27 protein-coding genes and 1 tRNA gene are annotated in these 26,271 nt (G+C 59.1%); 12 read left to right on the top strand and 16 right to left on the bottom strand.

Annotated features, from left to right (window positions below; genetic code table 11):
• Window position 1: 1 nt before the first annotated feature.
• The 3 genes from PMI18_RS22085 to PMI18_RS22095 all read right to left on the bottom strand — a co-directional run bounded on the left by PMI18_RS22085 (window position 2) and on the right by PMI18_RS22095 (window position 2,555).
• Window positions 2-418 carry a hypothetical protein gene (locus tag PMI18_RS22085; RefSeq protein ID WP_007897453.1) on the bottom strand — a complete coding sequence of 139 codons (417 nt, stop codon included), beginning with the start codon at window positions 416-418 and terminating at the stop codon, window positions 2-4.
• A gap of 37 nt (window positions 419-455) precedes the next feature.
• Window positions 456-1,427 carry an alpha/beta hydrolase family protein gene (locus tag PMI18_RS22090; RefSeq protein WP_007897452.1) on the bottom strand — a complete coding sequence of 324 codons (972 nt, stop codon included), beginning with the start codon at window positions 1,425-1,427 and terminating at the stop codon, window positions 456-458.
• A 69-nt stretch (window positions 1,428-1,496) separates the two neighbouring features.
• Window positions 1,497-2,555 (bottom strand): PDDEXK nuclease domain-containing protein, encoded by a 1,059-nt coding sequence (locus PMI18_RS22095; RefSeq protein WP_007897451.1) that lies wholly within the window; start codon window positions 2,553-2,555, stop codon window positions 1,497-1,499.
• A gap of 263 nt (window positions 2,556-2,818) precedes the next feature.
• Here PMI18_RS22095 and PMI18_RS22100 point away from each other — a divergent pair, with 263 nt between their 5' ends.
• Window positions 2,819-3,268, top strand: a complete 450-nt coding sequence (locus PMI18_RS22100) for a hypothetical protein (RefSeq protein WP_007897450.1) — start codon at window positions 2,819-2,821, stop codon at window positions 3,266-3,268.
• A gap of 647 nt (window positions 3,269-3,915) precedes the next feature.
• Here PMI18_RS22100 and PMI18_RS0129375 read toward each other — a convergent pair.
• The 6 genes from PMI18_RS0129375 to PMI18_RS22125 all read right to left on the bottom strand — a co-directional run bounded on the left by PMI18_RS0129375 (window position 3,916) and on the right by PMI18_RS22125 (window position 8,780).
• Entirely contained in the window at window positions 3,916-4,380 is a 465-nt protein-coding gene (locus tag PMI18_RS0129375; RefSeq protein ID WP_007897449.1) for a hypothetical protein, read from the bottom strand.
• A 171-nt stretch (window positions 4,381-4,551) separates the two neighbouring features.
• Window positions 4,552-4,627: transfer RNA gene (locus tag PMI18_RS22105), tRNA-Phe, on the bottom strand.
• A 103-nt stretch (window positions 4,628-4,730) separates the two neighbouring features.
• A complete protein-coding gene (locus PMI18_RS22110) occupies window positions 4,731-5,003 on the bottom strand; it encodes an oxidative damage protection protein (protein WP_007897448.1) in 273 nt (90 codons plus the stop codon).
• Window positions 5,000-6,067 (bottom strand): A/G-specific adenine glycosylase, encoded by a 1,068-nt coding sequence (gene mutY, locus PMI18_RS22115; RefSeq protein WP_007897446.1) that lies wholly within the window; start codon window positions 6,065-6,067, stop codon window positions 5,000-5,002. The genes PMI18_RS22110 and mutY overlap by 4 nt, the downstream gene beginning before the upstream one ends.
• Entirely contained in the window at window positions 6,064-8,298 is a 2,235-nt protein-coding gene (locus PMI18_RS22120; RefSeq protein ID WP_007897444.1) for an AsmA family protein, read from the bottom strand. The genes mutY and PMI18_RS22120 overlap by 4 nt, the downstream gene beginning before the upstream one ends.
• Before the next feature lie 77 nt (window positions 8,299-8,375).
• Window positions 8,376-8,780, bottom strand: a complete 405-nt coding sequence (locus PMI18_RS22125) for an acetyl-CoA sensor PanZ family protein (protein WP_007897439.1) — start codon at window positions 8,778-8,780, stop codon at window positions 8,376-8,378.
• 347 nt (window positions 8,781-9,127) lie between these two features.
• Here PMI18_RS22125 and PMI18_RS22130 point away from each other — a divergent pair, with 347 nt between their 5' ends.
• The 7 genes from PMI18_RS22130 to PMI18_RS22160 all read left to right on the top strand — a co-directional run bounded on the left by PMI18_RS22130 (window position 9,128) and on the right by PMI18_RS22160 (window position 14,981).
• Window positions 9,128-10,792, top strand: a complete 1,665-nt coding sequence (locus PMI18_RS22130; RefSeq protein ID WP_007897438.1) for an OFA family MFS transporter — start codon at window positions 9,128-9,130, stop codon at window positions 10,790-10,792.
• A 253-nt stretch (window positions 10,793-11,045) separates the two neighbouring features.
• Window positions 11,046-11,639 (top strand): imidazoleglycerol-phosphate dehydratase HisB, encoded by a 594-nt coding sequence (gene hisB, locus PMI18_RS22135; RefSeq protein ID WP_007897437.1) that lies wholly within the window; start codon window positions 11,046-11,048, stop codon window positions 11,637-11,639.
• The gene (gene hisH, locus PMI18_RS22140) at window positions 11,639-12,277 is read left to right on the top strand and encodes an imidazole glycerol phosphate synthase subunit HisH (RefSeq protein ID WP_007897436.1); all 639 of its coding nucleotides are present in this window, start codon (window positions 11,639-11,641) and stop codon (window positions 12,275-12,277) included. Before hisB ends, hisH begins: the two co-directional genes overlap by 1 nt.
• Window positions 12,278-12,535 carry a DUF2164 domain-containing protein gene (locus PMI18_RS22145; RefSeq protein WP_007897435.1) on the top strand — a complete coding sequence of 86 codons (258 nt, stop codon included), beginning with the start codon at window positions 12,278-12,280 and terminating at the stop codon, window positions 12,533-12,535.
• Window positions 12,536-12,634: 99 nt separating this feature from the next.
• Window positions 12,635-13,372 carry a 1-(5-phosphoribosyl)-5-[(5-phosphoribosylamino)methylideneamino]imidazole-4-carboxamide isomerase gene (gene hisA / locus PMI18_RS22150; RefSeq protein WP_007897434.1) on the top strand — a complete coding sequence of 246 codons (738 nt, stop codon included), beginning with the start codon at window positions 12,635-12,637 and terminating at the stop codon, window positions 13,370-13,372.
• 9 nt (window positions 13,373-13,381) lie between these two features.
• Window positions 13,382-14,152: an imidazole glycerol phosphate synthase subunit HisF gene (hisF, locus tag PMI18_RS22155; RefSeq protein WP_007897430.1), complete on the top strand. Its 771-nt coding sequence runs from the start codon at window positions 13,382-13,384 to the stop codon at window positions 14,150-14,152.
• A gap of 73 nt (window positions 14,153-14,225) precedes the next feature.
• Window positions 14,226-14,981 (top strand): substrate-binding periplasmic protein, encoded by a 756-nt coding sequence (locus tag PMI18_RS22160; RefSeq protein WP_007897418.1) that lies wholly within the window; start codon window positions 14,226-14,228, stop codon window positions 14,979-14,981.
• Between the two features lie 143 nt (window positions 14,982-15,124).
• On the opposite strand, the gene PMI18_RS22165 is transcribed toward PMI18_RS22160, so the two are convergent.
• The 4 genes from PMI18_RS22165 to gpmI all read right to left on the bottom strand — a co-directional run bounded on the left by PMI18_RS22165 (window position 15,125) and on the right by gpmI (window position 20,381).
• Entirely contained in the window at window positions 15,125-15,907 is a 783-nt protein-coding gene (locus tag PMI18_RS22165) for a divergent polysaccharide deacetylase family protein (RefSeq protein ID WP_007897417.1), read from the bottom strand.
• Between the two features lies 1 nt (window position 15,908).
• Window positions 15,909-17,228: a S41 family peptidase gene (locus PMI18_RS22170; protein ID WP_007897415.1), complete on the bottom strand. Its 1,320-nt coding sequence runs from the start codon at window positions 17,226-17,228 to the stop codon at window positions 15,909-15,911.
• Window positions 17,229-17,259: 31 nt separating this feature from the next.
• Complete coding sequence (locus PMI18_RS22175) at window positions 17,260-18,552, bottom strand: murein hydrolase activator EnvC family protein (protein ID WP_007897414.1); 1,293 nt, start codon at window positions 18,550-18,552, stop codon at window positions 17,260-17,262.
• Window positions 18,553-18,851: 299 nt separating this feature from the next.
• Window positions 18,852-20,381: a 2,3-bisphosphoglycerate-independent phosphoglycerate mutase gene (gpmI, locus tag PMI18_RS22180; protein ID WP_007897413.1), complete on the bottom strand. Its 1,530-nt coding sequence runs from the start codon at window positions 20,379-20,381 to the stop codon at window positions 18,852-18,854.
• Window positions 20,382-20,534: 153 nt separating this feature from the next.
• On the opposite strand from gpmI, the gene PMI18_RS22185 reads away from it, so the two are divergent.
• Genes PMI18_RS22185 through secB form a run of 3 tightly spaced genes read left to right on the top strand, consistent with a single transcriptional unit; the run spans window position 20,535 to window position 21,745 of the window.
• Complete coding sequence (locus PMI18_RS22185) at window positions 20,535-20,948, top strand: rhodanese-like domain-containing protein (protein WP_007897412.1); 414 nt, start codon at window positions 20,535-20,537, stop codon at window positions 20,946-20,948.
• 1 nt (window position 20,949) lies between these two features.
• Window positions 20,950-21,204, top strand: coding sequence for a glutaredoxin 3 (grxC, locus tag PMI18_RS22190; RefSeq protein WP_007897411.1), 255 nt, complete (start codon window positions 20,950-20,952; stop codon window positions 21,202-21,204).
• A gap of 55 nt (window positions 21,205-21,259) precedes the next feature.
• Window positions 21,260-21,745: a protein-export chaperone SecB gene (secB, locus tag PMI18_RS22195; protein WP_007897410.1), complete on the top strand. Its 486-nt coding sequence runs from the start codon at window positions 21,260-21,262 to the stop codon at window positions 21,743-21,745.
• 205 nt (window positions 21,746-21,950) lie between these two features.
• Here the strand turns inward: secB and PMI18_RS22200 are convergent, their stop codons facing one another.
• Window positions 21,951-22,406: a tRNA (cytidine(34)-2'-O)-methyltransferase gene (locus tag PMI18_RS22200; protein ID WP_007897408.1), complete on the bottom strand. Its 456-nt coding sequence runs from the start codon at window positions 22,404-22,406 to the stop codon at window positions 21,951-21,953.
• Between PMI18_RS22200 and PMI18_RS22205 the strand changes: the two genes are divergently transcribed.
• Entirely contained in the window at window positions 22,405-22,845 is a 441-nt protein-coding gene (locus tag PMI18_RS22205) for a hypothetical protein (RefSeq protein ID WP_081499827.1), read from the top strand. The two genes, PMI18_RS22200 and PMI18_RS22205, sit on opposite strands and share 2 nt — an antisense overlap.
• Before the next feature lie 542 nt (window positions 22,846-23,387).
• Here the strand turns inward: PMI18_RS22205 and ntrC are convergent.
• Window positions 23,388-24,824, bottom strand: a complete 1,437-nt coding sequence (gene ntrC / locus PMI18_RS22210) for a nitrogen regulation protein NR(I) (RefSeq protein ID WP_007897405.1) — start codon at window positions 24,822-24,824, stop codon at window positions 23,388-23,390.
• Window positions 24,821-25,906 (bottom strand): nitrogen regulation protein NR(II), encoded by a 1,086-nt coding sequence (gene glnL / locus PMI18_RS22215; protein ID WP_007897402.1) that lies wholly within the window; start codon window positions 25,904-25,906, stop codon window positions 24,821-24,823. The genes ntrC and glnL overlap by 4 nt, the downstream gene beginning before the upstream one ends.
• Window positions 25,907-26,271: the final 365 nt, after the last annotated feature.

The raw sequence follows: 26,271 nt of genomic DNA, 5'->3' as shown, positions 1-26,271 counted from the left end.
CTCAGTCTGGTTTCTGTTGGTTTTGGGCTGCGATGATTTCAGACGCTGCCACGTAGTCAGCCTGGAAGGCCGGGGATTCGATCCACGCCAAGGCGCTGGCTTCGTCGGCTTCGGTGGACCATTGGCGATACTCGATCAGTGCAGCGATGATGAAGTCTGTCGCGGTTTCTTCGCCTTCCTGTTCCAGTACCAGCGCGAGCAGTGGATGTTCAAGAAAGGCCGCGCACATCGCCTGTTGACTGATCTTTGCCGCATCGATCATTTCTTTGAACAGTTCGGTCAGGTCCACCGATTCGAAATCGATGCGATCGTCGTTCGGGTCCAGCTCGACCGGCGCGGCGGCCCGCTGGGTGCGGTTCTGCTTGGCCTTGGCTTTGGCGCGGGAGGCGCGTTTGTTTTGCTTGTTGGCGGAGGCCATGGGCGTCGTTCCGTAATTCATTGAGGGGGAGCATCCATCAACTGCGTGGCACTCGCCGCCCGGGTGTGTCGGGGGCCAACTCGCCGGTCTGCAGCCAGGACAATGCAATGGGCCATAGTGTGGCTTGGTATGCGCTGCGAAAAAAGGCGAAATGTCCGACTTCTTGTTCGCCGATGTCTGCGGGGGTGATTCGCAGGTGGCTGTTCGTGCTGTTGGTGAAGTAACCCAGCAACCGTTCGATGGCTGGAATCGTACCGTAAGGATCGTCGCTGATGCTGATGGCGAGGGTTTGTGCGGTGACGGATGAGAAGGGTAGCCCGGACTTTGCGTGAAGGACGCGACCGCTGGGGCGTTTCTCGTAGTGCGCGGTGGGCATGCTCCAGTCGCGAACCACCCCGGCGGGGGTGTCCTCTAGCCAGCCGAGACATTTGCCGGGGAAGTAGCCGCAAAGCAATGTCATCAATGGCATCACCACATGCCACTTGCCGAACATCTGCCAGCGATGGGCGGGTGCGTAATCGCGCCAGTAAGCGAATTGCGCACCGACGGTCACCAGACGTCGAATCAAATGCCCGGAAGCTCCCAGGCCCGCCGCACAGCCTCCAAAGCTGTGGCCTACAACATCGATGGGTTGCTCGGGAAATTCACGCTGAGCGCGTTTGAGCATCGTCTCAAAGTCCAGCGCCCCCCAATCTGACCATGAAGCCCGAAGCCCTTTCAAAGACGCGGGTCGCGAGTCGCCGATGCCACGATAGTCGTAAGTGATCACCTCGAAGCCGTTGGCGAACAGGTAATCGGCAAAGCGCGAGTAGTGTCGGCAACGGACTGAAGTAGCGGCGTTGATGATCACCACCGGACGGGTTGGGTCTTGATTCGCATGCCGCCAGGTGAAGCCGCCAAGGATGAAGCCGTCGGCGGCTGGCTCCTTGAAAGGTTCACCAAGTGTGCCGGTGGGTAACGGCAATTCAAGTTGCGTCGGGGCCAGTGAGGGCATGTCCTGCAAATTCATCGGCGTTGAACCTTTGCGGTTAGCCGACCACCATAGTCTTCACGCCGTTTATGAACAATCCAGCGGTGATTATCGGAGCCTCTGCTTGAGCAACCGCTCCTCAAGCACCGCCCATTCCCGATCCAGTTCTGTGCGAAGTTCCTCCTCGCTCGGCAGCACCAGTCGGTAGGTACTGGCGAACAGTTGTTCGTTGCCTTGCAGCACTGAATAGCGCACCACCGATTCATCTTTTTGCGCGCAGAGAATGAGGCCGACGGTGGGGCTATCCTCCGGTCCGCGCTTGAGGTCGTCGTACATGCGTACGTACATGTCCATCTGGCCGACATCCTGGTGCGTCAGTACGCCGCGCTTGAGGTCGAAGATGACGAAGCACTTGAGCAGGTAGTTGTAGAACACCAGGTCGATGTAGAAGTCTTTGCTCTCGGTACTGATCCGTTGCTGGCGAGCGATGAAGGCGAAGCCTTTGCCCAGTTCAAGCAGGAAACCCTGGAGTTGATTGATCAAGGCTTGTTCAAGTTCGCTTTCCTGGATCAAGCCCGCATTGGGCAGGCCGAGAAACTCCAGTAGCACTGGGTCCCGGATGAACTCCCGAGGGCTCGCGTTCATTTGCTGAATATTGGTGGCGGCTTCCTGTTTGACGGCGGCCCGGTCGCGACTCGCCAGCAAGCGTTCGTAATAGAGGGTATTGATCTGGCGCTCGAGGGCGCGACTTGACCAGTTCTGCAGCGCAGATTCGTTCATGTACCAGTGGCGAGCATTGTCGTTGTCGACTCGTAGCAGTCTGCGGTAGTGGGTCCAGCTCAATTCGGAACGCACTGCGTTCCAAATTGGAAAGGTCTGATAAAAGTCCCGCATGTATCGCAGGTTACGTTCGTCAAAACCTTTCCCAAACTCCGACGTCAGTACTTTCGCCAGCGTCGATAGCAGTTGCTTGCCATAAACCGCCCGCCGAGCCCCTTCCTGCTCGAACTCGACAATATGCCGTCCGATCTGCCAACAGGTTTGCACCTGAACGGTATCGACCGCTCGCAGCACCTTCTGACGCGCTTCACGGATCAACTCGCCAAGATTGCCGAGCAGTGAAGTGATTTGTGGATCTTGAGTGTTACCGGGTTTGAGAGGGCTCATGACATTTTCCGCGGCTGAAGGAAACAGGCGGAAGAGAATGGCAAGAGAGTGAGGGGCCGCGATGCCGGGCGCGGCTGGTAAATCGGAAGGAAAGGAGAATTTGCTTTGCAGGACCGGGCCGACGACAGCCCATGCATGAGGAGCACATCACGTAGTCCGATTCGCAGTTAGCCCAAGCGCTAATCGATCTAAAACTTGAACATTCAGCAACAAATCTAAAAAAGAGTAACGATTGGGTTCTATGCAACCCGGGAGTCGCCATCATGAAGTACGTCCATTCATTCATGCTGCCCATCGCTGCTGTCGGCGTATTACTGTTTCCAATCGTGCTTAATGCCGCCAGTCTTGAACCGATCGATCCCTCAGGCGTGCAAGTCCAGCAGCAACAGCAAAACGGGATTACCTACCTGTCTGGCGGTATCGGAGAGGATGAGGCTAAAGCTATCCAACAAACGCAGGGCTACAACCTGCACATGACTTTCTCCATCGGGGCAGAGGGCAAATATGTTCCGGATGTAAATCTGGTCATTCAGAAAGATCCGGGGCAACCCGTGCTGACGCTGAGCGAGGCTGGCCCGTTGGTTTACGTACAGCTGCCACCTGGCAAGTACACCGTCGTCGCGACACGCAATGGTGAGGAACGGCGTGATACGGCGGAGGTAGGAAGTAGTGCCGCTCGCAATCTTGTCTTCCACTGGAATACTGAAAACTAGCCGAAGAGAGACGCTTGCACGATGCCCGATCAAATCGCATAAAAAAACCCTGAATCTTTACGGTTCAGGGTTTTGGTGTCCCGGAGACGGTACTCGGCTCGGCGGCGGAGTTTGCCTTTAGTTTGACTAAAGTTTGTCTAGATAAAGATGCTTGGTTCGGGCTTTGGAATCCATCGGCCTTGTGTAAATCGCCTGATTTTTCGATGATTGTCGCAAGTCGACATAGCGTTCAGCAGGTTGCGGAATTTGTTCTGCTTCTGTTTTTCGTCTAAAGCGTCTGAAGTTTGTCTAGGATCAGCGTGACCACTCGTCACGGGATGCTGAGCCATAGTGCTTGAAGCGGAAAATAGCGGCTGCGCTGTGACAGGGTCTTGGTGCGGATGGCGAAGCCCATGGTGTCGATCATGCTTAGATTGACCATGGCCTGGGTCAGCCACGGATTGCGGTATCAAATCGGAGTCTGCTCACCGATGAAAATAGTCTTCGGGCTGGCCCTCGAAGAAGTCGCCGGCGTTTTCGAACATCGATGCGTCCGGTAACAATAATTTGCGTGCGCGATTGATATTCCTTGTGGGCAATACAGTTGTGCAGAGCTTCGAGGATGAGTGCGAGGCATCACCTGTTCGGTTTGTCCGTAGCGAGCGGGACTATTCGTCGTCTTCGGATAGATTTGCTGCCAACTCGGCAACCGCTTCTTCCGCGGCCAGATTGAAATCATCAAGTACATCAGGCCGGGTAAGCCATTCCAGGGTTTCGGCCTCTGTGGCGCCATAAGCCCACTCCCGATAATCAATCAAAAAGGATTGACTGAGCATCGCCATCGATTCGGAAGCATCGCCCGTCTCGACCAGTTCCTGTTGAAGGTCGGGGGCTGCCGATATGACATCGGCCAGAGCGATGAATAGCGCGACAAACAGCGCTTTGCGGCTTTGGTTTTCCGCTTCATGAAATTGGGTAAACAGAGTTTCGAAGAACTCAGCCGGATAGGCATCTGGTTCATCAGACAAATCGTCGAACAGGGCTGGGTGGTGAATGCTTCGGGCTACGCGCTGTTGCTTGGCTTTTATCTTGGCGCGTTTGGCTCGCTTTTGTTGCTTGGTCAGGGATGCCATAGGCTTCTGCCCTTTTCAGAAAAGAAATTCCGAGTATTAAAGCGCAAACGTGCGGCTATTTTAAGGCCTCCGCCTGTAGGAATCAGTCGTAGAAGACAGCCGGAAATCGAGCGCCATCAAATCCCGGGCATAAAAAAACCCTGAATCTTGCGATTCAGGGTTTTCGGTATTTGGTGCCCAGAGACGGAATCGAACCGCCGACACGGGGATTTTCAATCCCCTGCTCTACCGACTGAGCTATCTGGGCAACGGGGCGCATTAAACTGGTTTTTCAGGGGGTCGTCAAGAAAGTTTTCAAAAAAATTTTAATTATTACCGTCGCTTACGATCCACCCCCCGAAAAAGCGGGGTTATTCAGCTGGCGGAACGTAGCCTTCGGCCTTGGCGTATTCCTCGCCGGAAAAGAACTTGTCCATCTCGCCCTGAAGATATTTGCGATCTTCGGCGTTCATCATGTTCAGGCGTTTTTCGTTGATCAGCAGGGTCTGGTGTTTCTGCCAGTCGGCCCAGGCCTTGGCGGAGACGTGGTCAAAAATGTCTTGGCCTTTTGCGCCTGGGAACGGGGCGCGCTCCAGGGCGGGCAATTCTTCTTTGTACTTGCGGCACATGATGGTGCGGGTCATGACGACTCTCCTGCGTTCAATACGACGGCCGCGCGTTCGAGCAAGGTTTTGACCGGGGCGGCAAGGCCCAGGCGCGGCGGGGTGGCGAGGTTATACCAGAGCCAGTCGGCCTCGGCCACGTGATGGCCGGCCTCCTGGACCTGAACCAGCCAGGGTTCGATGGATAACTGAAAGTGGCTGAAGGTGTGCACCAGGCTCGGCAGTGCCTGTTGGCGGCCCAGTTCCAGCGAGTGCTGCGAAGCCAGATGTTGCAGGTCGTCGAGGTCGTCGAGTTCCGGCAAGCTCCAGAGACCGCCCCACAGGCCCGTGGAAGGGCGACGGTAAAGCAGAATCGCCCCTTCGCCATTGGCGAGCATCGGCATCAGCGTGCGCTTCTGTGGCACGGCTTTGCGCGGCTTGGGAATCGGATAGCGGGTTTCCAGGCCAAGCATGTGCGCCTCGCAGCCCTTTTCCAGGGGACAAAGCAGGCAGCTCGGTTTGCTGCGGGTGCAGAGCGTGGCGCCCAGGTCCATCATCGCCTGGGTGTAGGCGTTGACCCGATCATGTGGCGTGAAGCGCTCAGCGTTGGCCCACAGCTGTTTGGCAACCTTGGGCTCGCCCGGATACCCCTCTTGCGCGGTAAAGCGTGCCAGCACCCGTTTGACGTTGCCATCGAGGATCGGCGCCCGCAGGCCCATGCTCAGGCTGGCAATCGCGCCGGCCGTGGACAGGCCGATACCCGGCAGATCTGTGAGCTTTTCCACATCACGGGGAAACTCGCCGCCATATTCAGCAACGACAATCTTCGCGGTCTTCTGCAAGTTGCGCGCGCGGGTGTAGTAACCGAGGCCGGTCCACAGGTGTAACACTTCGTCTTCCGGCGCGGCGGCCAGGGCTTCGACCGTCGGCAGCGAGGCCATGAAACGGTCGAAGTAGTTCAGCACAGTGCTGACCTGAGTTTGCTGCAACATGATTTCCGAGACCCACACCCGGTAAGGGGTGATGCCCTGTTGCCAAGGCAAATCGTGGCGGCCGTGGCGGTCGTACCAATCCAGCACCGCCGTTGAAAATTGCTCGGCTCTCATCGCTTGAACAGCCCCTTGAGCGCGTTTTTCAATTCCGGGCTGACTTTATCGCCAAGCTTCTCATCAATTTTTTCACTGATCCGCTCGCCGGCCAGTTTGCTCGCGACTTGTCCCATGCGTTCGTTGTCGATGCGGCAAGCCTTGGCACCCAGTTCCAGCGGGCCACGGCAGCGCAGCGGCCACTCGATGCCGACGAAGCGCTCGCTGACCTGGCAGGCAGGGTCCGGCATGTCGCTCTTGTCGCCTTCGACGATGACGCCGACGCGGTAATCCATGCCCAACACCCGCAGGTCGATGTCGCCGTTACCGTTGACGGTCATGCCCGGGATGCGCACTTTCAGGTCGGGGTTACTGGCCACGCCGTTGTGGAAGGTCAGGTTGCCCTTGAGCTCTTCGAACGGTGTGTCCTTGCCCCGTGGCTCGCCGGTGAGGGTTTTGCGATTCAGGGTGGCGATGCCTTTGCACAGTTGCTGCTCAAGGTTGGCATTGAGCAGCACGCCATTGTTGATGACGAAACTGGCATTGCCGTTGAGGTTATCGATCAGCACGCTCTGGCTGTTGCCGCTGCTGGTCAGCGCGCTATCGAGCGTAACCAGGCCTTGGACCGGTGGATTTTTCCCTTGGCTTTCGAGGATTTTTTCTACAGGCACTTTGCTGATGCGCGTCTGCATGTTCAGCGCCGGCACTTGCTGGCGCACGTCCAGGGTACCTTTGGCTTCGAAGTTGCCGTCGTACAGGTCGCCGCGCAGGTTCTCCAGCGTCAGCAGGCCGCCAAGACCGGTGGCCTTGAGGGCCGCATTCTGAATCGGCAGTTTGTCGAGGGTCAGCTGGCCGAAGGTCAGGTCAGCGTCCACGTCGAGTTTGCTCAGGCGTTCCACCGGCAACAGGCGCTCGGTGCTCCATGGGCCTTTGGTCGGTGACGGCGGTAGCGGTGAGCTGCCCGCACCAGCCATGGCCTCGCTCTCGGTGTTGGCCACTTCGGCCTGACGCACCTGCTTCGCGCTGTCGGCTTCGGCGGATTTTGGCGGCAAGTAACGATCGACGTTGAAGGTATCAGCCTTGAGGTTCAGTCGCAGCGATTGCTTGGCGAAGTCCTCGACAGCAATGCGGCCGCTGAAAGTGCTGTCGTCGAGTTTCAGGTTGAGGTTGTCGAGGGACAAACTGGTCGGCGTACCGGCAACCTGGCTGGCCAGTTCGACTTTGCTCAGGCTGCCTTCGGCCATCGCGGGGAGTTTCTGGCCGATGCTGTCGACGAACTTCGCCAGATCGAACTGGGCAATCGACAGGCCGCCGCTGATTTGCGGGGTCTTGTCGAGGTCGTTGGCTTTCAGTTCACCCAAGGCGCGCAGCTGATTGGCGGAGATCTTGATGCCGGTCCATTCGGCGACGTTGGCGGCCTTGTCCAGCAGCAGCTGACCTTGAGCGGCGAAGGTCATGGTCTTGCCTTGCAGCGGATCGCCAGCGACTTCACCGGAGAGCTTCATGTCTTCGAATTTGTAGCGCTGCAGCGCACGCTCGAAACGCAACTCGCCGGCCAGCTCGGTCCGCACCCGCAGAACCGGTTGGTTGGTGCCGAGGAACGCGGTGAGTTTGACCGGGATGTTGGTCGAGTCGTGCACGGGGCCGGTGCTCAGCTGGATGCTTTCGGCGCTGAACTGCTTGCCGGTTTTCTCGTCGCTGTACTCAACGCGGGCGTTGTTGACGGTCAGGCTGTCGATGTCCAGGCGTATCGGCTGGGCCGGTTTCTCTGCCTGAGCGGTAGTCGTTGGCGCGGGTTCGCCGGTGGCGGCGGGCGGCGTGGCCGAGGTACTCGGGGTGGCAGGCGCCGGGACCTTGCCGATGTCTTCCCAGTTGCCGTGGCCGTCCTTGTCGCGGTTCAGGCGCAGGTTCAAGCCTTCGACGCGCACATCGCTCATCTGCACTTCGCGGCGCAGCAGCGGAATCACGCGGACCGACAGGCCGAGCATCTGCAAGTCGGCGAACGGTTCGGTAGGCTTGGCCAGGGTCGCAACACTGGCTTCGTGCAATTCCAGGCCCAGCCAGGGAAACAGGCTCCAGCCGATATCGCCATTGAGCGTCAGCTCGATGTGGGCCTTGTCGCGGGCAATCTGGCGAATCTCGTCTTTATAGTCGTTGGGATCGAAGAGGTGGGTCAGGGCAAAGCCCAGCGCCACAATGATCAGCAACAGCCCGAGAAGTACCAGACCCAGGATTTTGCCGAACGCTTTCATGGGCGAGTCCTTGTATTAGTCGAATTCGAAATTTAGCCGGGGAGTATAGCGCTCCGAAGTGGCTGACCGGTCAGCGATCACATCGGGAGCTCATCCAGCGGCACCTTCAGCTTAGCCGCCAGCGCTTGAGATTCGAGGTGCCCGGCAGGCGCCAACAGCCGCAATGTCGCGCCCGATTGCGACGCCATTTTTTGCGCTTCGTTCACCAGACGCTCGGCAACGCCACGGCGACGGGTGATTTTTCGTACGCATAAATGGGACAAATGCCAGACGTCGTGGTGCTGTTGCAAACGTGCCGCACCCAACAGTCGATCGTTGAAGCGTCCGGCGATCAGCGAACCGTCTTGCAGGCAGTCTTCGATCATCTGCGTCTCCCCTGTGAATGGCGCGAACAGCCAGTCCGGGGCGTCGCGGTAGATCTTCTGCAGATCTTGCTGATCCTGATAAGTGGTTTCGTTCAGCAGCTCGACGATGATCGGCATGGCGCTTCCTTTGAAAGTTAATCCGGACCCGTAGGAGCTGCCGAAGGCTGCGATCTTTTGATCTTTTGTAACCTGAAGAGAAAGTCAAAAGATCGCAGTCTTCGGCAGCTCCTACCGGGTGAACACATGTTCGTCCGGTGGTACGAGATCAGATGACATACAAAAGGTGATATCAGTTTGGTTTTTCTGTCACGTGCAAATGGTAACCTCTGCCCGTTCGTCCGTCCCTTCTGCGACGTGATGTCGCACCAAAATGGAGCTTCACCTAAAAACAGTCATGCCTGCGTGCATAAAGGCTGGGGGTGAAGAACGGCTGGCGAACAATACTAATAATTGGGGGAAACACCATGACTACGAGCATCACGGCGGACGGCATCAAAGCCGACCAGCCCGCGTTCCTGTCCAAGGAACGCATCATCGCCAAGCCCGGTTTTAACCGTTGGCTGGTACCACCGGCCGCGCTGGCCATCCACCTGTGCATCGGCATGGCCTACGGCTTTTCGGTGTTCTGGTTGCCGTTGTCCAAAGCCCTGGGCGTCACCAAGGCCGTGACTTGCGCACCGGACATGAGCTTCATCGCTCAGGTCTTTTCGTCTCAATGCGACTGGCCGATCTCGATGCTCGGCTGGATCTACACCCTGTTCTTCATCTTCCTTGGCTGCTCGGCAGCAATCTGGGGCGGCTGGCTGGAACACGCAGGTCCTCGCAAGGCCGGTGTTGTGTCGGCACTGTGCTGGTGTGGTGGTCTGCTGATTTCGGCGCTGGGGGTCTATACCCACCAGATCTGGCTGATGTGGATCGGCTCCGGGGTCATTGGCGGTATCGGCCTGGGCCTGGGTTACATCTCGCCGGTGTCGACCCTGATCAAGTGGTTCCCGGACAAACGCGGTATGGCCACAGGCATGGCGATCATGGGCTTCGGTGGCGGCGCGATGGTGGGTGCTCCACTGGCTGCAGCGCTGATGGGGCACTTCGCTTCGCCAACCAGCGTGGGCGTGTGGCAGAGCTTCCTGGTAATGGCCGCGATCTACTTCGTGTTCATGATCGGTGGCGCGCTGTCCTACCGCGTTCCACCAACCGGCTGGAAGCCTGAAGGCTGGACTGCTCCGGCGAAAAAAGCCTCGAACGCGATGATCACTCACCGTCACGTGCACGTGAATGTGGCGTGGAAGACCCCGCAATTCCGTCTGGTGTGGCTGGTGCTGTGCCTGAACGTTTCGGCGGGTATCGGCATCCTCGGCATGGCTTCGCCGCTGTTGCAGGAAGTCTTCGCCGGTAAATTGCTGGGCACCGACCAGACGTTTGGTCAGCTGGACGCTGGGCAACTGGCCTCGATCGCAGCGATTGCGGCCGGTTTCACCGGTTTGCTGAGCCTGTTCAACATCGGTGGCCGGTTCTTCTGGGCTTCGTTCTCGGACTACCTGGGTCGCAAAAACACTTATTTCGTGTTCTTCGCCCTCGGTTTCGCGCTGTACGCGCTGATCCCCAACCTCGGTCACCTGGGCAACGTTGCGCTGTTCGTGGCGGCCTTCTGCATCATCCTGTCGATGTACGGCGGTGGTTTTGCGACGGTGCCGGCTTACCTGGCTGACTTGTTCGGTACGCAAATGGTCGGTGCGATCCACGGTCGTCTGCTGACGGCCTGGGCGGCAGCGGGTGTGTTGGGGCCGGTGTTGGTGAACTACCTGCGCGAGTATCAGCTGAGCATCGGCGTTGAACGTGCTGCGGCTTACGACATCACCCTGTATATCCTCGCGGGCCTGCTGGTGCTGGGTTTCCTGTGCAACCTGATGGTTCGCCCGGTGGCCGACAAGTACTTCATGACTGACGCTGAGCTGGCGGCCGAACAGGCGCTGGGCCACGACAAAGGGGCTGATGCCAGCACCGTGCTGGAATGGAAAGCGGATGCGGGCACCAAGCCATTGGCGGTGGCTGCGTGGCTGGTGGTGGGTATTCCGTTGGCGTGGGGTGTTTGGGTGACCCTGCAGAAAACTGCGGTGTTGTTCCATTAATAACCTCGCGCCCGACATGTCGGGCGCGCTGCAATCCCTGTAGGAGCGAAGCTTGCTCGCGAAGAACGATAATGCGGTCTGTCTGGTATATCGCTTTCGCGGGCAAGCCTCGCTCCTACATGTCTTTACAAGTATATCCCCGACGGCAGGGGACTCACTCCGTCAGTGATATCACCTCTCGTGTTTCTGTTTAGCGCCCGCGACCCTATAATGGCTGCCTTTTTCGCCCCAATGATTTTTTGCGGAGCTGGTGATGGCCGAACGTATGGCGTCTGTCGAGCGCGACACTCTGGAAACCCAGATCAAAGCCTCGATCAACCTGGATGGCACCGGAAAGGCCCGATTTGATATCGGTGTACCTTTTCTTGAGCACATGCTGGACCAGATCGCCCGTCACGGGCTGATCGACCTGGATATTGTCAGCAAGGGCGACCTGCATATCGACGACCACCACACCGTGGAAGACGTCGGTATCACCCTGGGTCAGGCCTTTGCCAAAGCCATCGGCGACAAGAAAGGCATTCGTCGCTACGGCCACGCCTATGTGCCGCTCGATGAAGCGCTGTCGCGTGTGGTGATCGACTTCTCCGGCCGTCCTGGCCTGCAGATGCATGTTCCTTATACCCGCGCTACCGTCGGCGGCTTTGACGTTGACCTGTTCCAGGAATTCTTCCAGGGCTTCGTCAACCACGCCCTCGTCAGCCTGCACATCGACAACCTGCGTGGCACCAACACCCACCACCAGATCGAAACCGTGTTCAAGGCTTTCGGCCGCGCCCTGCGCATGGCTGTGGAGCTGGATGACCGCATGGCCGGGCAAATGCCTTCGACCAAAGGCGTTCTGTAATGCAGACGGTCGCGGTTATCGATTACGGCATGGGCAACCTGCACTCGGTGGCCAAGGCCCTCGAGCATGTCGGTGCCGGCAAGGTGCTGATCACCAGCGATGCCGATGTGATTCGCGAAGCCGACCGGGTGGTTTTTCCCGGCGTTGGTGCGATTCGCGATTGCATGGCGGAGATCCGTCGCCTGGGCTTCGATTCGCTGGTGCGCGAAGTCAGCCAGGACCGTCCGTTCCTCGGCATCTGCGTGGGCATGCAAGCCTTGCTCGACAGCAGTGAAGAGAACGACGGCGTCGACTGCATCGGTCTGTTTCCGGGCGCGGTGAAGTTCTTCGGCAAAGACCTGCACGAAGACGGCGAACACTTGAAAGTGCCGCACATGGGCTGGAACGAAGTGAAGCAGACGGTAGAGCATCCGCTGTGGCACAACATTCCGGACCTGGCGCGTTTCTACTTCGTGCACAGCTACTACATCGCTGCCGGCAATGCGCGGCAGGTGGTCGGTAGCGGTCACTACGGGGTCGATTTCGCTGCGGCGCTGGCCGATGGCTCGCGTTTCGCTGTGCAGTTCCACCCGGAGAAGAGCCATACCCATGGCCTGCAATTGCTGCAGAACTTCGCGGCGTGGGATGGTCGCTGGTAAATGGCTGCCAAGAAGAAGCCGCCGATCCTGACCCTCACTCCCGAACAGGAGAACGAGGCCAATCACAAGATCAAACGCTTCATGGAAGACCGCTTCGAGCTGGACCTGGGTTCGTTCGAAGCGGCTGAAATCCTTGAGCTGTTTACCCGCGAAATTGCTCCGCACTATTACAACAGGGCGATTTTCGATGTGCAGACGCACCTCAAAGAGAGGTTCGAAAGCATCGAAAGCGACCTGTGGGCGCTCGAGAAAGAATAGGGGCAGCTTCAAGCCGCAAGCTTCAAGCTGCAAGAATTGGTACACCGCTCGCTTGCAGCTTGTAGCTTGCAGCTTGCCGCTCTTTGACGAAGGAAAAGCATGCTAATTATTCCCGCTATCGATCTTAAAGACGGTGCCTGTGTTCGTCTGCGCCAGGGCCGCATGGAAGATTCCACGGTGTTCTCCGATGACCCGGTGAGCATGGCTGCCAAGTGGGTGGAGGGCGGTTGCCGTCGTCTGCATCTGGTCGACCTGAACGGTGCCTTCGAAGGCCAGCCGGTCAACGGCGAGGTGGTCACCGCCATCGCCAAGCGCTACCCGAACCTGCCGATCCAGATCGGCGGCGGTATCCGCTCCCTGGAAACCATCGAACACTACGTGAAAGCGGGCGTGAGCTACGTGATCATCGGCACCAAAGCCGTGAAAGATCCGGCTTTCGTTGCTGAAGCCTGCCGCGCGTTCCCGGGCAAAGTGATCGTCGGCCTGGATGCCAAAGACGGTTTTGTCGCCACTGACGGTTGGGCTGAAATCAGCACCATTCAGGTGATTGACCTGGCCAAGCAATTCGAAGCCGACGGCGTATCCGCGATCGTTTATACCGACATCGCCAAAGACGGCATGATGCAGGGCTGCAACGTTTCGTACACCGCCGCCCTGGCCGCTGCGACGAAGATTCCGGTGATCGCTTCCGGCGGTATCCACAATCTGGGTGACATCAAGTCGCTGCTCGACGCCAAGGCGCCAGGCATCATCGGCGCCATCACCGGCCGGGCGATCTACGAAGGCACCCTCGATGTCGCTGAAGCGCAAGCTTTCTGCGATTCGTATAAAGGCTGAGGACTGACCATGGCGCTGGCCAAACGCATCATCCCTTGCCTGGACGTGGATAACGGCCGGGTGGTCAAGGGCGTCAAGTTCGAGAACATTCGCGACGCCGGCGACCCGGTGGAAATCGCCCGTCGCTACGACGAGCAAGGTGCCGACGAGATTACCTTTCTCGACATCACCGCCAGCGTCGACGGTCGCGACACCACGCTGCATACCGTCGAACGCATGGCCAGCCAGGTGTTCATCCCCCTGACCGTGGGTGGCGGTGTGCGTACCGTGCAGGACATTCGCAACTTGCTCAATGCCGGCGCGGATAAGGTTTCGATCAACACCGCTGCGGTGTTCAACCCGGAATTCGTCGGCGAAGCGGCTCAGCATTTCGGCTCGCAATGCATTGTCGTTGCCATCGACGCGAAGAAAGTTTCCGGTCCGGGCGAAACTCCGCGCTGGGAAATCTTCACTCACGGTGGTCGCAAGCCAACCGGTCTCGACGCCGTTGAGTGGGCGAAGAAGATGGAAGGCCTCGGTGCTGGTGAAATCCTGCTGACCAGCATGGACCAGGACGGCATGAAAAACGGCTTCGACCTGGGCGTCACCCGCGCCATCAGCGATGCACTGGGGATTCCGGTGATCGCGTCCGGCGGTGTCGGCAACCTGCAGCACCTGGCCGACGGTATCCTCGAAGGCCACGCCAGCGCGGTGCTTGCGGCGAGTATTTTCCACTTCGGCGAATACACCGTGCAGGAAGCCAAGGCCTACATGGCGCATCGCGGCATCGTGATGCGTTAAACAGTACAGGCCAGTGGACAGTATGGCGGGCTCAAGGCACTCTTGGGCACGCCATGGATTCCGGTAGTCCGACATGCTTAAACGTCTTCTTCTTGTCCTCGCCAGCGCTGCTCTGTTGTTCATCAACGGAGTTCACGCCGAAGAAAATCCCGGCACCGGTCTGGTGTTGCTGACGGAAAACTTCCCGCCGTACAACATGGCGAAGAATGGCAAAAACTTCGCTCAGGACGAGAACATCAACGGCATTGCCGTGGACATTGTCCGTGAGATGTTCAAGCGCGCCGACATTACCTACAGCCTGACACTGCGTTTCCCTTGGGAGCGAATCTACAAACTCGCCCTGGAAAAACCCGGCTATGGCGTGTTCGTGATGGCGCGGTTGCCGGACCGCGAGAAACTCTTCAAGTGGGTCGGCCCTATTGGTCCGGACGACTGGATTCTGCTGGCCAAGGCCGATAGCAAGATCACCCTCGAGTCGCTGGAGCAGGCGCGCAAATACAAGATTGGCGCTTACAAGGGCGATGCGATTGCCGAGACCCTGGCCAAGCAAGGACTGAAGCCGATCGTTGTGCTGCGCGATCAGGACAACGCAAAAAAACTGGTCAACGGCCTGATCGACCTGTGGGCCACCGGTGATCCGGCCGGGCGTTACCTCGCCCGACAGGATGGCGTGACCGGTCTCAAGACCGTGCTGCGCTTCAACAGTGCCGAACTGTACCTGGCACTGAACAAAGACGTGCCGGACGAAACCGTCGCCAAGCTGCAAGCCGCGTTGGATCAACTGCGCAAGGAAGGCGTGGTGGACGAGATCATGTCGCGGTATTTGTAGCGCTCAATGCCCAATCTTTCGCCATGCATATACCAATGTGGGAGCGAGCCTGCTCGCGATGAGGGAGTGTCAGTCGACATCATTGTTGTCTGATATATCGCGATCGCGAGCAGGCTCCCACAGTGGTTTTGTGGTGCGGCAGGTTAGCGGTAAACCCCATCCTTGCCATGCGCAGTTGTCGCGCGATTGCCCCGCACGCTGATCATCAATTTGATGTCGATCCAGTCAATGCCCTGAGCCTTGAGCTTGGGCAATTCACGTTCAAGCACCGCCAATGTCTGCGGATACGGATGCCCGATCATCACTGCAGAACCCTGCTTGCGCGCCAAGCTGATTGCCGTCTGTAGCTGAGTAAAAATCGCCGCTTCAGTGGGCTCGTCATCCAGGAACACATCCCGCGAAATGCTCGCCAGACCAATCTTCTGCGCCTCGGCGGCCGCCACGGTTTGCGCACTGGTGCGGCTGTCGACGAAGAACTTGTGCCGACGCTGCAACTCCGCCATCAACCAAGCCATGGCCGGTTGCCGAGCGGTCATGCGGCTGCCCATGTGGTTGTTGATGCCGGCGGCATACGGCACCGCCTTGAACGCCGCGTCCAGGCGTTTCTCGAGTTCTTCGAGGGGCAATTCGGGATGCCAGGCGAACGGGCCAGTGGCCGGGTCCATGGGCATGTGCAGGATGACGGTCTTGCCGGCACGATGGGCTTCGCGGGCAAACTCGGTGGCGTGGGGAGTATCGGGCATGATTGCGGTGGTGACGGGGCCGGGCAGGGCCAGCACGCGACGATCCCGGGGCAGGTTCTGCCCCAGGTCATCGATGATCAGGCTCAGATAAACCTTGTGGGGTGTGGCCGCTGTTGTGGCTGGCGCCGCGTGAGCGACACCTGCCAGACAGCACAGCAGACCGAGGAACAACCGCCGGCGCATCTCAGCGTCCGGAGGTGATGCTCAGCCCTTTGAGCAGGCTCAGGGCCTGGGCCAACTGGTAATCGTCATCCTGCGGCATGGCCTTGGCTTTGCCGCCGGAACCGGTCGGTTTGTCGGCGCCGCCGTTGCCATTGCCCAAGTGACCTTGCAGATCGGCTTCCTTGAAGTACTCGCCGTCCTGCTCGTTGGTGATCTTGGCCTTGCGCACTTCGATGTCCGGGACGATGCCCTGCGCCTGAATCGAGCGGCCGTTCGGCGTGTAGTACAGCGCCGTGGTGATTTTCAGTGCGCGTTCATTGTTCAGCGGCAACACGGTCTGGACCGAGCCTTTGCCGAAACTGGTGGTGCCCATGACCACGGCGCGTTTCTGATCCTGCAGGGCGCCGGCGACAATTTCCGAGGCCGAGGCGCTGCCACCGTTGATCAGCACGACCATTGGCACGGCTTCGCTTTCGTCCTTGCCGGTGGCGGAGAAGCGCAGTTCGGAGTTGGCGATGCGGCCCTTGGTGTAGACGATCAGGCCCTTGGTGATGAAGTGGTCGACCACTTCCACCGCCGATTGCAGTACGCCGCCCGGGTTGTTACGCAAGTCGAGGACGATACCGCTGAGCTTCTTGCCGTTGTCCTTGCGCAGCTTGGCCAGGGCCTTGGAGACCTCTTCGCCGGTCTTGACCTGGAACTGGGTGATGCGGATGTAGCCGTAGCCGGACTCCAGTAGCTGGCTCTTCACGCTCTTCACTTGAATGATGGCGCGGACCAGGGTCACGTCGAACGGCGCGCCGCCATCGCGTACCAGGGTCAGGGTGATCTTCTGGCCGATCTTGCCGCGCATCTTGTCCACGGCTTCGGTCATGCTCTGGCCGCGAGTCGGCTGGCCGTTGATCTTGACGATGAAGTCGCCGGCCTGAATGCCAGCCTTGGAGGCTGGGGTGTCATCGATGGGCGAAACCACTTTGATGAAACCGTCTTCGGCGCCGACTTCGATGCCAAGGCCGCCGAATTCGCCGCTGGTGCTTTCCTGCAATTCAGCGAAGTCTTCAGGGCCCAGGTACGCGGAGTGCGGGTCGAGGTTGCTGAGCATGCCCTTGATGGCGTTTTCCAGCAGGGTCTTGTCGTCCACCGGTTCGACATAGGCTGCCTTGATCCGGTCCATGACTTCGGCAAAGGTGCGCAACTCGTCCAGCGGCAATGGCGCCTTGGTGGTCGCAGCGGTGCCGGCAGGCGCGACCGCCGGGGCCGGTTGGGCAGCAAACGCCAACGGCGCGCCGATCACCAGGGCAATCGTCAGGGCCAGCGAGGTAAGGCGGGACAAATACAGCATGTCGAACGAACTCCTGAAGTAGATGGCGTACTTATCCTTGCGCACGACACCATTGCGCTGGATCACTCGGGTGACCCTGCTGACGAATAGCGAAATACAGCGCTGGTGTGTCCTGCCCGCCACTGCTACCGACAGTGGAGATGGACTCACCGGCTTTTACCACGTCACCGGCAGACTTGAGCAGCGTCTGGTTGTGACCGTAAAGACTCAAAAAACCGTTGCCGTGGTCGAGGATCACCAGCAACCCGGCGCCTCGTAACCAATCGGCAAACACCACGCGGCCGCCGTGAACGGCATGCACCTGGCTGCCGGCGGAAGCGCTGATCATCACGCCGTCCCATTTGGTGCGGGCATCGTCGCCACGGCTTTCACCGAAGCGCGCCAGCAGTCGACCATCAACCGGCCATGGAAGTTTGCCGCGGGAGGAGGCAAAGGGGCCGCCAAAGGTTTCGCCTGAACTTGAAACCAATGCGCCGGGTGTCGATTTAACGGTTTTGCGTGGGGCATCGCTGGCATCTGCTTCAGCCTGAGCCTCACGTAAACGCTTTTTTTCGGCTTCCTGCTGGGCGATCAGCGCTTTTTGCCGCGCCTCTTCTGCCTCTCGGGCCTGACGGGCCAGGGTTTCTTCGATGGTTTTAAGGACTTTAGACAGGTCCGCCTGATCCTGCTCGCGTGCCGCCAGTTTCTGATCGCGAGCCTTTACGTCGTCATTGAGCTTGGCCAGGACTTGCTGACGCTCTTGGCGGACTTTGTCGAGTTCATCACGCTGGCTGTCGAGGCTGCTTTTCTGCACCAGCAATTGCGCCTGCTGCAGGCCGATGTCTTTTTCGACATTGGCCAGTTGGCGCAGGGTTTCGTTGAAATTCTTCAGCTGCTCCAGGCGGGCCTGGCTCAGGTAGTCGTAATAGGTGAGGGTGCGGGCGAATTTTTCCGGGTTCTGCTGGTTCAGCAGCAGCTTCAGGTACTCCTGACGACCATTCTGATAGGCCGCTCGGGCCTGGATCGCGATCAGTCGTTGCTGTTCAATGCGCGCGCTCTGGAGTTTTTTTTTCTCAACATCGAGTCGCTGCAGCTCGGATTCGCTTTTCTTCAGCTCTTTTTGCAGGGCTTCGACCTGCTTCTCGAGCTTGCCCATCTCGGTTTCGGTGCCCTTGAGGTCTTTCTGCACCCCGGATTTTTCTTCCTGGAGTTTACCCAGCAGTTTTTTCAGCTCGGCAATGTCCTGACGCGTGGCGTCCAACTGTTGTTGGGTTTGCGTGCGCTCGTCGGCAAAGGCCGGTTGAAGCAGGCAAGTCAGGGCAAGGGCTATCAGGACGCGAAGCATAGAGGCGGGCGACACCAGGGAAAGGGACGGCCTAGTATGCCCGCCAAGCGCAGCAAAAAAAATGCCCAATTGGGGTTGTGTGATAACTGGACAGAAAAACACCGAAAACCAATGTGGGAGGGGGCTTGTGTGGCGAGGGGGCTTGCCCCCGTTGGGTCGCGAAGCGGCCCCCAAATCTGCAATCGCGGTGCATCAGATACACCGCATGCAATGGTTTTACGACTGCTACGCAGCCGAACGGGGGCAAGCCCCCTCGCCACACAGGCTCCCACAGGTATGGCGTCGTCAGATGGATCTGATCAGACCAGAATCGAAGTGCCAGTCATCTCCGCCGGCTTCTCAAGCCCCATCAACATCAGCATGGTTGGTGCCACATCCGCCAGCACGCCGCCGTCGCGGACCTTGAAGTCCCGCTTGCCGACATAGATGAACGGTACCGGCTCGGTGGTATGCGCGGTGTGCGCCTGGCCAGTGGTTTCGTCGGACATTTGCTCGACGTTGCCATGGTCGGCGGTAATCAGGGCTTCGCCGCCGACTTTTTCCAGCGCATCGACGATACGGCCGACGCACAGGTCCAGGCACTCGACCGCTTTGACTGCCGCGTCGAATACACCGCTATGGCCGACCATGTCGCCGTTGGCGTAGTTGACTACGATCACGTCGTAACGCTGGTTTTCGATGGCGTCGACGATGCGGTCGGTGACTTCCGGGGCGCTCATCTCGGGCTGCAAGTCATAGGTGGCGACTTTCGGCGACGGGATCAGGATGCGTTCTTCGCCCGGGAACGGCTCTTCGCGACCGCCAGAGAAGAAGAAAGTCACGTGGGCGTACTTCTCGGTTTCGGCGATGCGCAGCTGCGTCTTGCCGTTTTTCGCCAGGTAATCGCCCAGCACGTTGTCCAGGCTGCTCGCGGCGAAGGCCGATGGTGCGGGGATGCTGGCGGCGTATTGGGTCAGCATGACGAAACCGGCAAGTGCAGGCTGGCGAGCGCGCTCGAATTCCTTGAAATCGTCTTCGACGAACACGCGGGTCAACTCGCGGGCACGGTCTGCGCGAAAGTTCATGAAGATCACGGCGTCGCCGTCTTCAACTTTGACCGGCTCACCGATGCTGGTGGCTTTGACGAATTCGTCGCTTTCGCCACGCTCGTAAGCGGCTTGCAGGCCTTCCTGTGCGGTGGCGGCGTTGAATTCGCTGGCGCCATCGACAATCAGGTTGTAGGCCTGGGACACGCGATCCCAACGGTTGTCGCGGTCCATGGCGTAGTAGCGACCGATGATGCTGGCGATCCGGCCTTTGCCGAGGGCTTCGAAGGTCGCGTCCAGCAGCTCGATCGACGACTGGGCGCTTTTCGGTGGCGTATCACGGCCATCAAGGAACGCGTGCAGGTAGATTTTTTCGGCGCCGCGCTTGTAGGCCAGTTCAGCCATGGCGACCAGGTGATCCTGGTGGCTGTGAACGCCGCCATCGGACAGCAGACCCATGAAGTGCACGGCTTTGCCGGCAGCAACGGCTTTATCCACCGCGGCGCAGATGGTCGGGTTCTCGAAGAACTCGCCGTCGCGGATCGCTTTGGTCACGCGCGTGAAGTCCTGGTACACAACGCGGCCGGCGCCAAGGTTCATGTGGCCGACTTCGGAGTTGCCCATCTGGCCGTCCGGCAAGCCGACGTCCATGCCGCTGCCCGAGATCAGGCCGTTCGGTACGGTAGCCCACAGGCGGTCCAGTACGGGCTTCTTCGCCGCATAGATGGCGTTGGATTCAGGGCTCTCACTGTGACCGAAGCCGTCGAGAATAATCAGGACCAAAGGTTTAGGCGTGGTAGTCATGGATTCCACTCGTGGCTGAATTAAAAGAGGGCGATGGAAAAGGGAGTAGGAGTTTAAAGCGAAGTTCCGACGCCGTCACCGCCGGACGGGGTTTGGCCCACCATAGGGGCTGTGTATACTGGCCGACATTTTAACGCCCTGGAACCTCCTTCGATGGTTGCTCACCTGATTGAATTTGCCACTAACCACTATTTGCTCGTCGGTATCTTCGTCGTACTGCTGGCGTTGCTGATCGCTTATCAGATGCAAGGCGGCGGCCGCAGCCTGAGCACCGGTGAACTGACCGGGCTGGTAAACAAGGACGCGGGCGTTGTGATCGACATTCGTTCGACCAAGGATTTCACCGCTGGTCACATTGTTGGCGCGTTGAACATTCCTCACGACAAACTGACCGCTCGCGTCGGCGAACTGGAAAAGCACAAGGCCAAGACCATCATTCTGGTCGACGCCATGGGCCAGACTGCCGGCACTCATGCCCGCGAACTGATGAAAGCCGGCTTCACCGCCGCCAAGCTGTCCGGTGGTATTTCCAGCTGGAAAGCCGACAATCTGCCGCTGGTGAAGTGATATGAACAACGTCGTCGTCTATTCCAGCGATTACTGCCCTTATTGCTCGCGAGCCAAGTACCTGCTCGAGAACAAAGGCGTAGCCTTCGAAGAGATCAAGGTCGATGGCAAGCCGCAGGTGCGTGCCGCGATGGCTCAGAAAGCCGGACGAACGTCCGTGCCACAGATCTGGATCGGCAACACCCACGTTGGCGGCTGTGATGATTTGTTTGCCCTGGAGCGCGCCGGCAAGCTCGACGCCCTGCTCAAGGCCTGACTGCCTTACTTGAAATAGCCAACCCTACAAGACCCGAGATCAGAAAGGATCTGAGATGACTGACCAACAGAACACTGCAGCTAGCGAAGAAGAAACCGCACCGCAATTCTCCTTGCAGCGCATCTACGTACGCGACTTGTCCTTCGAAGCCCCGAAAAGCCCGGCGATCTTTCGCCAGCAGTGGGAGCCGAGTGTCGGTCTGGATCTGAACACCCGTCAGAAGGCTCTGGAAGGCGACTTCCACGAAGTCGTGCTGACTCTGTCGGTCACCGTGAAAAACGGTGAGGAAGTGGCGTTCATCGCTGAAGTGCAACAGGCCGGGATCTTCCTGATCAAGAACCTGGACGATGCTTCGATGAGCCACACCCTCGGTGCGTTCTGCCCGAACATCCTGTTCCCGTACGCTCGCGAAACCCTGGACAGCCTGGTGACCCGCGGTTCGTTCCCGGCCCTGATGCTGGCCCCGGTGAACTTCGACGCGCTGTACGCACAAGAACTGCAACGCATGCAGGCGGCTGGCGAAACCCCGACAGTTCAATAAGCGTTCGATGCAGTAATGAAAAAAGCGCCGTAACAGGCGCTTTTTTCTTGGGCGGGAGATGATCGTTCCCACGCTCTGCGTGGGAATGCAGCCCGTGACGCTCCGCGTCACACTGGTGCCAGGCTCGACGCCTGTGGTGCTGCTGGAACGCGGAGCGTCCCTTGAGGCATTCCCACGCAGAGCGTGGGAACGATCAGTCGCGGGGTTACTTGAACCCGAGCTGACGCCAGCCTTCGTAAACGGCGACGGCCACGGTGTTGGACAGGTTCAGGCTGCGACAACCTTCGCGCATCGGCAAACGCAGGCGTTGTTCGCTGGGCAGCGCGTCGAGCACTTCGGCCGGCAAGCCACGGCTTTCCGGGCCGAACAGGAAGGCATCGCCCTCGGCGAAGCTGGCGTCGTGAAATGGCCGCGAGCCCTTGGTGGTAAAGGCAAACAGCCGTGGATGACCGAGGCTTTCCAGGCAGCTGGGGAGGTCTGCGTGGCGTTGCAGGGTGGCATACTCATGGTAATCGAGGCCGGCCCGGCGCAGACGCTTGTCGTCCATCTCGAAGCCCAGCGGTTCGATCAAATGCAGGTGGCAGCCACTGTTGGCGCACAGCCTGATAACGTTGCCGGTATTCGGCGGAATTTCTGGTTGGAAAAGGATGACGTGAAACATGCACGGCTCCGAAGGTAAAGATGACGGGCATTCTACGCCGCCAAAGGACCCTCGTTCGAAACTATTCCCTCGGGTGATGGCTTCGCTGGCGATTGTCGGGATGATGGTGGGCCTGATGATCGGTCGCCTGACCGCGCCCGACCCCAGCGTTTTGCAGCAGGTCGAGGTGACGAACGATGGGCTGGTGGTGTGGTTCAACAACGAACCCAAAACCCACGGCGAGCTGGTCGACGGCAGCGTGGCGCTGTTGTTCGAGGCGCAAGGCCGTGCACAGAAAGGTCAGCTCAAGCTCAACGGCAAGGATGTGAACTGGCGAACGCGGTTGAGTGATGGGGGCTTGTTGCTGACGGTGGTGGCGGCCCGGCCGCTGCAGGGCGAGTGGGCCGGTAGCGAGGTCGATGATCGCTGGCGGCTGGAGATCCATCTCCGAGAGCAATAAAAGAGGGAATCCCCGGCCTGCCTGTACCAAGGTCCCCAAAACGGGAGGGCTCGCGCATTGCGGCGTGAGCCCGGTGTAAAGAGGGAATCCCCGGCCTGCCTGTACCAAGGACCCCAAAACGGGATGGGCTCGTCGCAATTGCGGTATGAGCCCGGTGTAAAGAGGGGAATCCCCGGCCTGCCTGTACCAAGGTCCCCGAAACTGGGTAGTGAATCGAATCACTGATTGGACTAATGCAGGGGGCGTGCCAGTTTTTAACAAGTTGCAACAGAAAGCCGTCGAGCAGCGCTGAAAGCCCCGTAATTCGGGGCTTTTGTGTTTCTGCGATCGGGTTTTTCTTGCAAGTGAAGGCGGGGTTTCAGATCGGTTGTCGTGCGCGATTGCGGTTCATGGTGCATTCAGTCGGTGCACGGTGGCCTCAAAAGCTTCGCGGGCAAGCCTCGCTCCTACAGGTTCGGCATTAACCACCATTCGGGGTTCACACCGGATCTGTAGGAGCGAGGCTTGCCCGCGAATGGATCCAGAGAACGACGAAAGCCTGACTAGCCCTCATCCCCCTCATCATCATCCCCACCATCAACCTTCATCCCCAATTCCTTGATCTTGCGCGTCAAGGTATTGCGGCCCCAACCCAGCAAAACGGCAGCGTCGCGGCGGCGGCCGGCGGTGTGTTTGAGGGCGGTTTCGATCATGATCCGCTCGAAGGCTGGCACGGCACTGTCCAGAAGACTCGACTGGCCGCGAGCCAGCGCCTGATCAGCCCACTGACGCAACGCTTGCTCCCAGTTGGTCACTGGCGCCGAGTCCTGCGGCAAGCTCAGCAGCTCCGGCGGCAGATCGCTGATGTGCACTTCGCGACCTGAAGCCATCACCGTGATCCAGCGGCAGGTATTCTCCAGCTGACGCACGTTGCCTGGCCACGGCAGGTTCTTCAGGTATTCCTCGGTTTCGCTTTTCAGCAGCTTCGGTTCCACCGCCAGTTCTTGCGCGGCGCGGCTGAGGAAGTGCTTGGCCAGGGTCGGGATGTCTTCGCGACGGTCCGACAGCCGTGGAATGTGGATGCGGATCACGTTGAGGCGGTGGAACAAGTCCTCACGGAATTTTCCGGCATGCACCAGGGTTTCCAGATTCTGGTGAGTCGCGGCGATGATTCGCACATCGACCTTCACCGGCACATGGCCGCCGACGCGGTAGAACTCGCCGTCCGCCAACACCCGCAGCAAGCGCGTCTGAGTGTCTGCCGGCATATCGCCGATTTCATCGAGGAACAGCGTGCCGCCATCAGCCTGCTCAAAACGCCCGCGACGCAGGTTGGCCGCGCCGGTGAACGCGCCTTTCTCATGGCCGAATAGCTCGGATTCCATCAGGTCTTTCGGGATCGCCGCCATGTTCAGCGCAATGAACGGCGAAGCCGCACGCGGACTGTGACGGTGCAGCGCGTGGGCCACCAACTCTTTGCCGGTACCGGATTCGCCATTGATCAACACGGTGATGTTGGAGTGGCTCAAGCGCCCGATGGCGCGAAACACTTCCTGCATCGCCGGCGCTTCACCGATGATTTCCGGGGTGCGGGTCAAGGCGACCGGGACTTCCAGGCCTTGCTGTTCCTGGGCGTGCTGGTTCGCGCGTTTGACCAGCGACACCGCTTCGTCAACGTCGAACGGTTTCGGCAGGTATTCAAATGCGCCGCCCTGATAGGACGCGACAGCGCTGTCCAGATCGGAGTGCGCGGTCATGATGATCACTGGTAGCCGTGGGTGTTGTTCGCGAATCCGCGCCAGAAGGTCCAGACCGCTGGCACCCGGCATGCGGATGTCGGAGATGATCACGTCCGGCTGCTGGCGCGCCAGGCGGCTCATCACGCCATCGGCGCTGTCGAAGCTTTGCGTGGTCATGCCTTCCTGCTGCAAGGCTTTTTCCAGGACCCAACGGATAGAACGGTCGTCATCGACGATCCACACGGTTTCACTACGGCTCATGTCGATGTGGCTCCTTGTTCCAGTGGCAGAAAGATCGAGAACGTGGTGTGGCCTGGATGGCTGTCACATTCGATCAGGCCCTGGTGCTGGCTGATGATGTTCTGGGTAATGGCCAAGCCCAGCCCGGTACCGTCCGGGCGGCCGCTGACCATGGGGAAGAAAATGGTTTCCTGCAGCTCGGCGGGGATCCCCGGGCCGTTGTCGATGATTTCGATCTTGGTCACCAGGCGATGGCGCACGTGGCCGATGGTGAACTGGCGCATGGCGCGAGTACGCAAGCTGATGCGGCCAAGGCGCAGCTCGTTCTGGCTGCTGATGGCCTGCATCGCGTTGCGCACGATGTTCAGGACGGCCTGAATCATCTGTTCGCGATCAATCAACACATCTGGAATGCTTGGGTCGTAGTCGCGCACCAAAGTGATGCAACCCTGACTTTCGGCCTCTACCAACTGGCCCACGCGCTCCAGCACTTCATGGACGTTGCACATGGCCAGTGACGGCAATTTGTTGGAGCCGAGCATGCGATCCACCAGATTGCGCAGGCGATCGGCTTCTTCAATGATGACGTTGGTGTAGTCGCGCAGGCTTTCTTCCGGCAATTCACGGGCGAGCAACTGAGCCGCGCCGCGAATCCCGCCGAGAGGGTTTTTGATTTCGTGGGCGAGACCGCGTACCAGCATCTTGCTGGTCTCCTGCTTCGACAGCTGCGCTTCTTCCTTGGTGATCCGCAACAAGCGGTCACGCGGGTGAACCTCCAGCAACAGCAACGTATTGCCATTGCTCAGGATCGGTGTCACGGCGTAGTCGACGGTCAGGGTCTGGCCGGTGAGGGCGGTGAGCATCGCTTCGCGCTTGGTGAACGGGTGCGCCTGCTCGACTGCCTGGCGCAGGGAGTTCAGCGCTTCGGTGGATTCGGTGAACAACTCACTGATGAACTGCCCATGGCTACGCTGGCCGCTGATGGCCAGCAGCATCTCCGCCGCCGGGTTCATGTACTCAAGGCGCAGTTCGGCGTCGAGCAGAATGGTTGCGGTGGTCAGGTTGTCGAGTAGCAAGCGGTGTAGTGCGTCGCTAATGGTCATCAGGACCTCTTTTGGAGCAGGGCATGCGCATGAATAACGCGCCGATACGAGGAAAATGCAAAAACCAAACCAAGGCTCCGAAAAGAAGCGTTTAGAGCCTGAAACAGGCGTTTGACGCTCATTTGCGTGGCGTTCTGCCAGCTTTTGCGGGTACTTTCGAACCAAAATGGGTTGTGTTGTGAGTACTGTGCACTCTATTGCACCAATATAGTGCGCAAGCCTGAACGAAGTAAAAAAAGCAGAGCCTGGCCAAGTGCAGAACTGTGGCGAGCAATTTTGAGCGACGAGAATCCTGTGGGAGCGTGGCTTGCCCGCGAAGAATGCACCGCGGTTTTTCAGGTATTACGCGTCATCGTTCTTCGCGG

Origin of the sequence: Pseudomonas sp. GM102, from assembly GCF_000282555.1 — a bacterium.
Lineage (GTDB): Bacteria > Pseudomonadota > Gammaproteobacteria > Pseudomonadales > Pseudomonadaceae > Aquipseudomonas.
Note: the sequence above shows the minus strand (reverse complement) of the source record. Positions and strands in the feature narration are given on the sequence as shown.

Bases quoted from the DNA above. Each gene is read 5' to 3' on its own strand.
- PMI18_RS22085 (WP_007897453.1), bottom strand. From the start codon at position 418: ATGGCCTCCGCCAACAAGCAAAACAAACGCGCCTCCCGCGCCAAAGCC.
- PMI18_RS22090 (WP_007897452.1), bottom strand. From the start codon at position 1,427: ATGAATTTGCAGGACATGCCCTCACTGGCCCCGACGCAACTTGAATTG.
- PMI18_RS22095 (WP_007897451.1), bottom strand. From the start codon at position 2,555: ATGAGCCCTCTCAAACCCGGTAACACTCAAGATCCACAAATCACTTCA.
- PMI18_RS22100 (WP_007897450.1), top strand. From the start codon at position 2,819: ATGAAGTACGTCCATTCATTCATGCTGCCCATCGCTGCTGTCGGCGTA.
- PMI18_RS0129375 (WP_007897449.1), bottom strand. From the start codon at position 4,380: ATGGCATCCCTGACCAAGCAACAAAAGCGAGCCAAACGCGCCAAGATA.
- PMI18_RS22110 (WP_007897448.1), bottom strand. From the start codon at position 5,003: ATGACCCGCACCATCATGTGCCGCAAGTACAAAGAAGAATTGCCCGCC.
- mutY (WP_007897446.1), bottom strand. From the start codon at position 6,067: ATGAGAGCCGAGCAATTTTCAACGGCGGTGCTGGATTGGTACGACCGC.
- PMI18_RS22120 (WP_007897444.1), bottom strand. From the start codon at position 8,298: ATGAAAGCGTTCGGCAAAATCCTGGGTCTGGTACTTCTCGGGCTGTTG.
- PMI18_RS22125 (WP_007897439.1), bottom strand. From the start codon at position 8,780: ATGCCGATCATCGTCGAGCTGCTGAACGAAACCACTTATCAGGATCAG.
- PMI18_RS22130 (WP_007897438.1), top strand. From the start codon at position 9,128: ATGACTACGAGCATCACGGCGGACGGCATCAAAGCCGACCAGCCCGCG.
- hisB (WP_007897437.1), top strand. From the start codon at position 11,046: ATGGCCGAACGTATGGCGTCTGTCGAGCGCGACACTCTGGAAACCCAG.
- hisH (WP_007897436.1), top strand. From the start codon at position 11,639: ATGCAGACGGTCGCGGTTATCGATTACGGCATGGGCAACCTGCACTCG.
- PMI18_RS22145 (WP_007897435.1), top strand. From the start codon at position 12,278: ATGGCTGCCAAGAAGAAGCCGCCGATCCTGACCCTCACTCCCGAACAG.
- hisA (WP_007897434.1), top strand. From the start codon at position 12,635: ATGCTAATTATTCCCGCTATCGATCTTAAAGACGGTGCCTGTGTTCGT.
- hisF (WP_007897430.1), top strand. From the start codon at position 13,382: ATGGCGCTGGCCAAACGCATCATCCCTTGCCTGGACGTGGATAACGGC.
- PMI18_RS22160 (WP_007897418.1), top strand. From the start codon at position 14,226: ATGCTTAAACGTCTTCTTCTTGTCCTCGCCAGCGCTGCTCTGTTGTTC.
- PMI18_RS22165 (WP_007897417.1), bottom strand. From the start codon at position 15,907: ATGCGCCGGCGGTTGTTCCTCGGTCTGCTGTGCTGTCTGGCAGGTGTC.
- PMI18_RS22170 (WP_007897415.1), bottom strand. From the start codon at position 17,228: ATGCTGTATTTGTCCCGCCTTACCTCGCTGGCCCTGACGATTGCCCTG.
- PMI18_RS22175 (WP_007897414.1), bottom strand. From the start codon at position 18,552: ATGCTTCGCGTCCTGATAGCCCTTGCCCTGACTTGCCTGCTTCAACCG.
- gpmI (WP_007897413.1), bottom strand. From the start codon at position 20,381: ATGACTACCACGCCTAAACCTTTGGTCCTGATTATTCTCGACGGCTTC.
- PMI18_RS22185 (WP_007897412.1), top strand. From the start codon at position 20,535: ATGGTTGCTCACCTGATTGAATTTGCCACTAACCACTATTTGCTCGTC.
- grxC (WP_007897411.1), top strand. From the start codon at position 20,950: ATGAACAACGTCGTCGTCTATTCCAGCGATTACTGCCCTTATTGCTCG.
- secB (WP_007897410.1), top strand. From the start codon at position 21,260: ATGACTGACCAACAGAACACTGCAGCTAGCGAAGAAGAAACCGCACCG.
- PMI18_RS22205 (WP_081499827.1), top strand. From the start codon at position 22,405: ATGCACGGCTCCGAAGGTAAAGATGACGGGCATTCTACGCCGCCAAAG.
- PMI18_RS22200 (WP_007897408.1), bottom strand. From the start codon at position 22,406: ATGTTTCACGTCATCCTTTTCCAACCAGAAATTCCGCCGAATACCGGC.
- ntrC (WP_007897405.1), bottom strand. From the start codon at position 24,824: ATGAGCCGTAGTGAAACCGTGTGGATCGTCGATGACGACCGTTCTATC.
- glnL (WP_007897402.1), bottom strand. From the start codon at position 25,906: ATGACCATTAGCGACGCACTACACCGCTTGCTACTCGACAACCTGACC.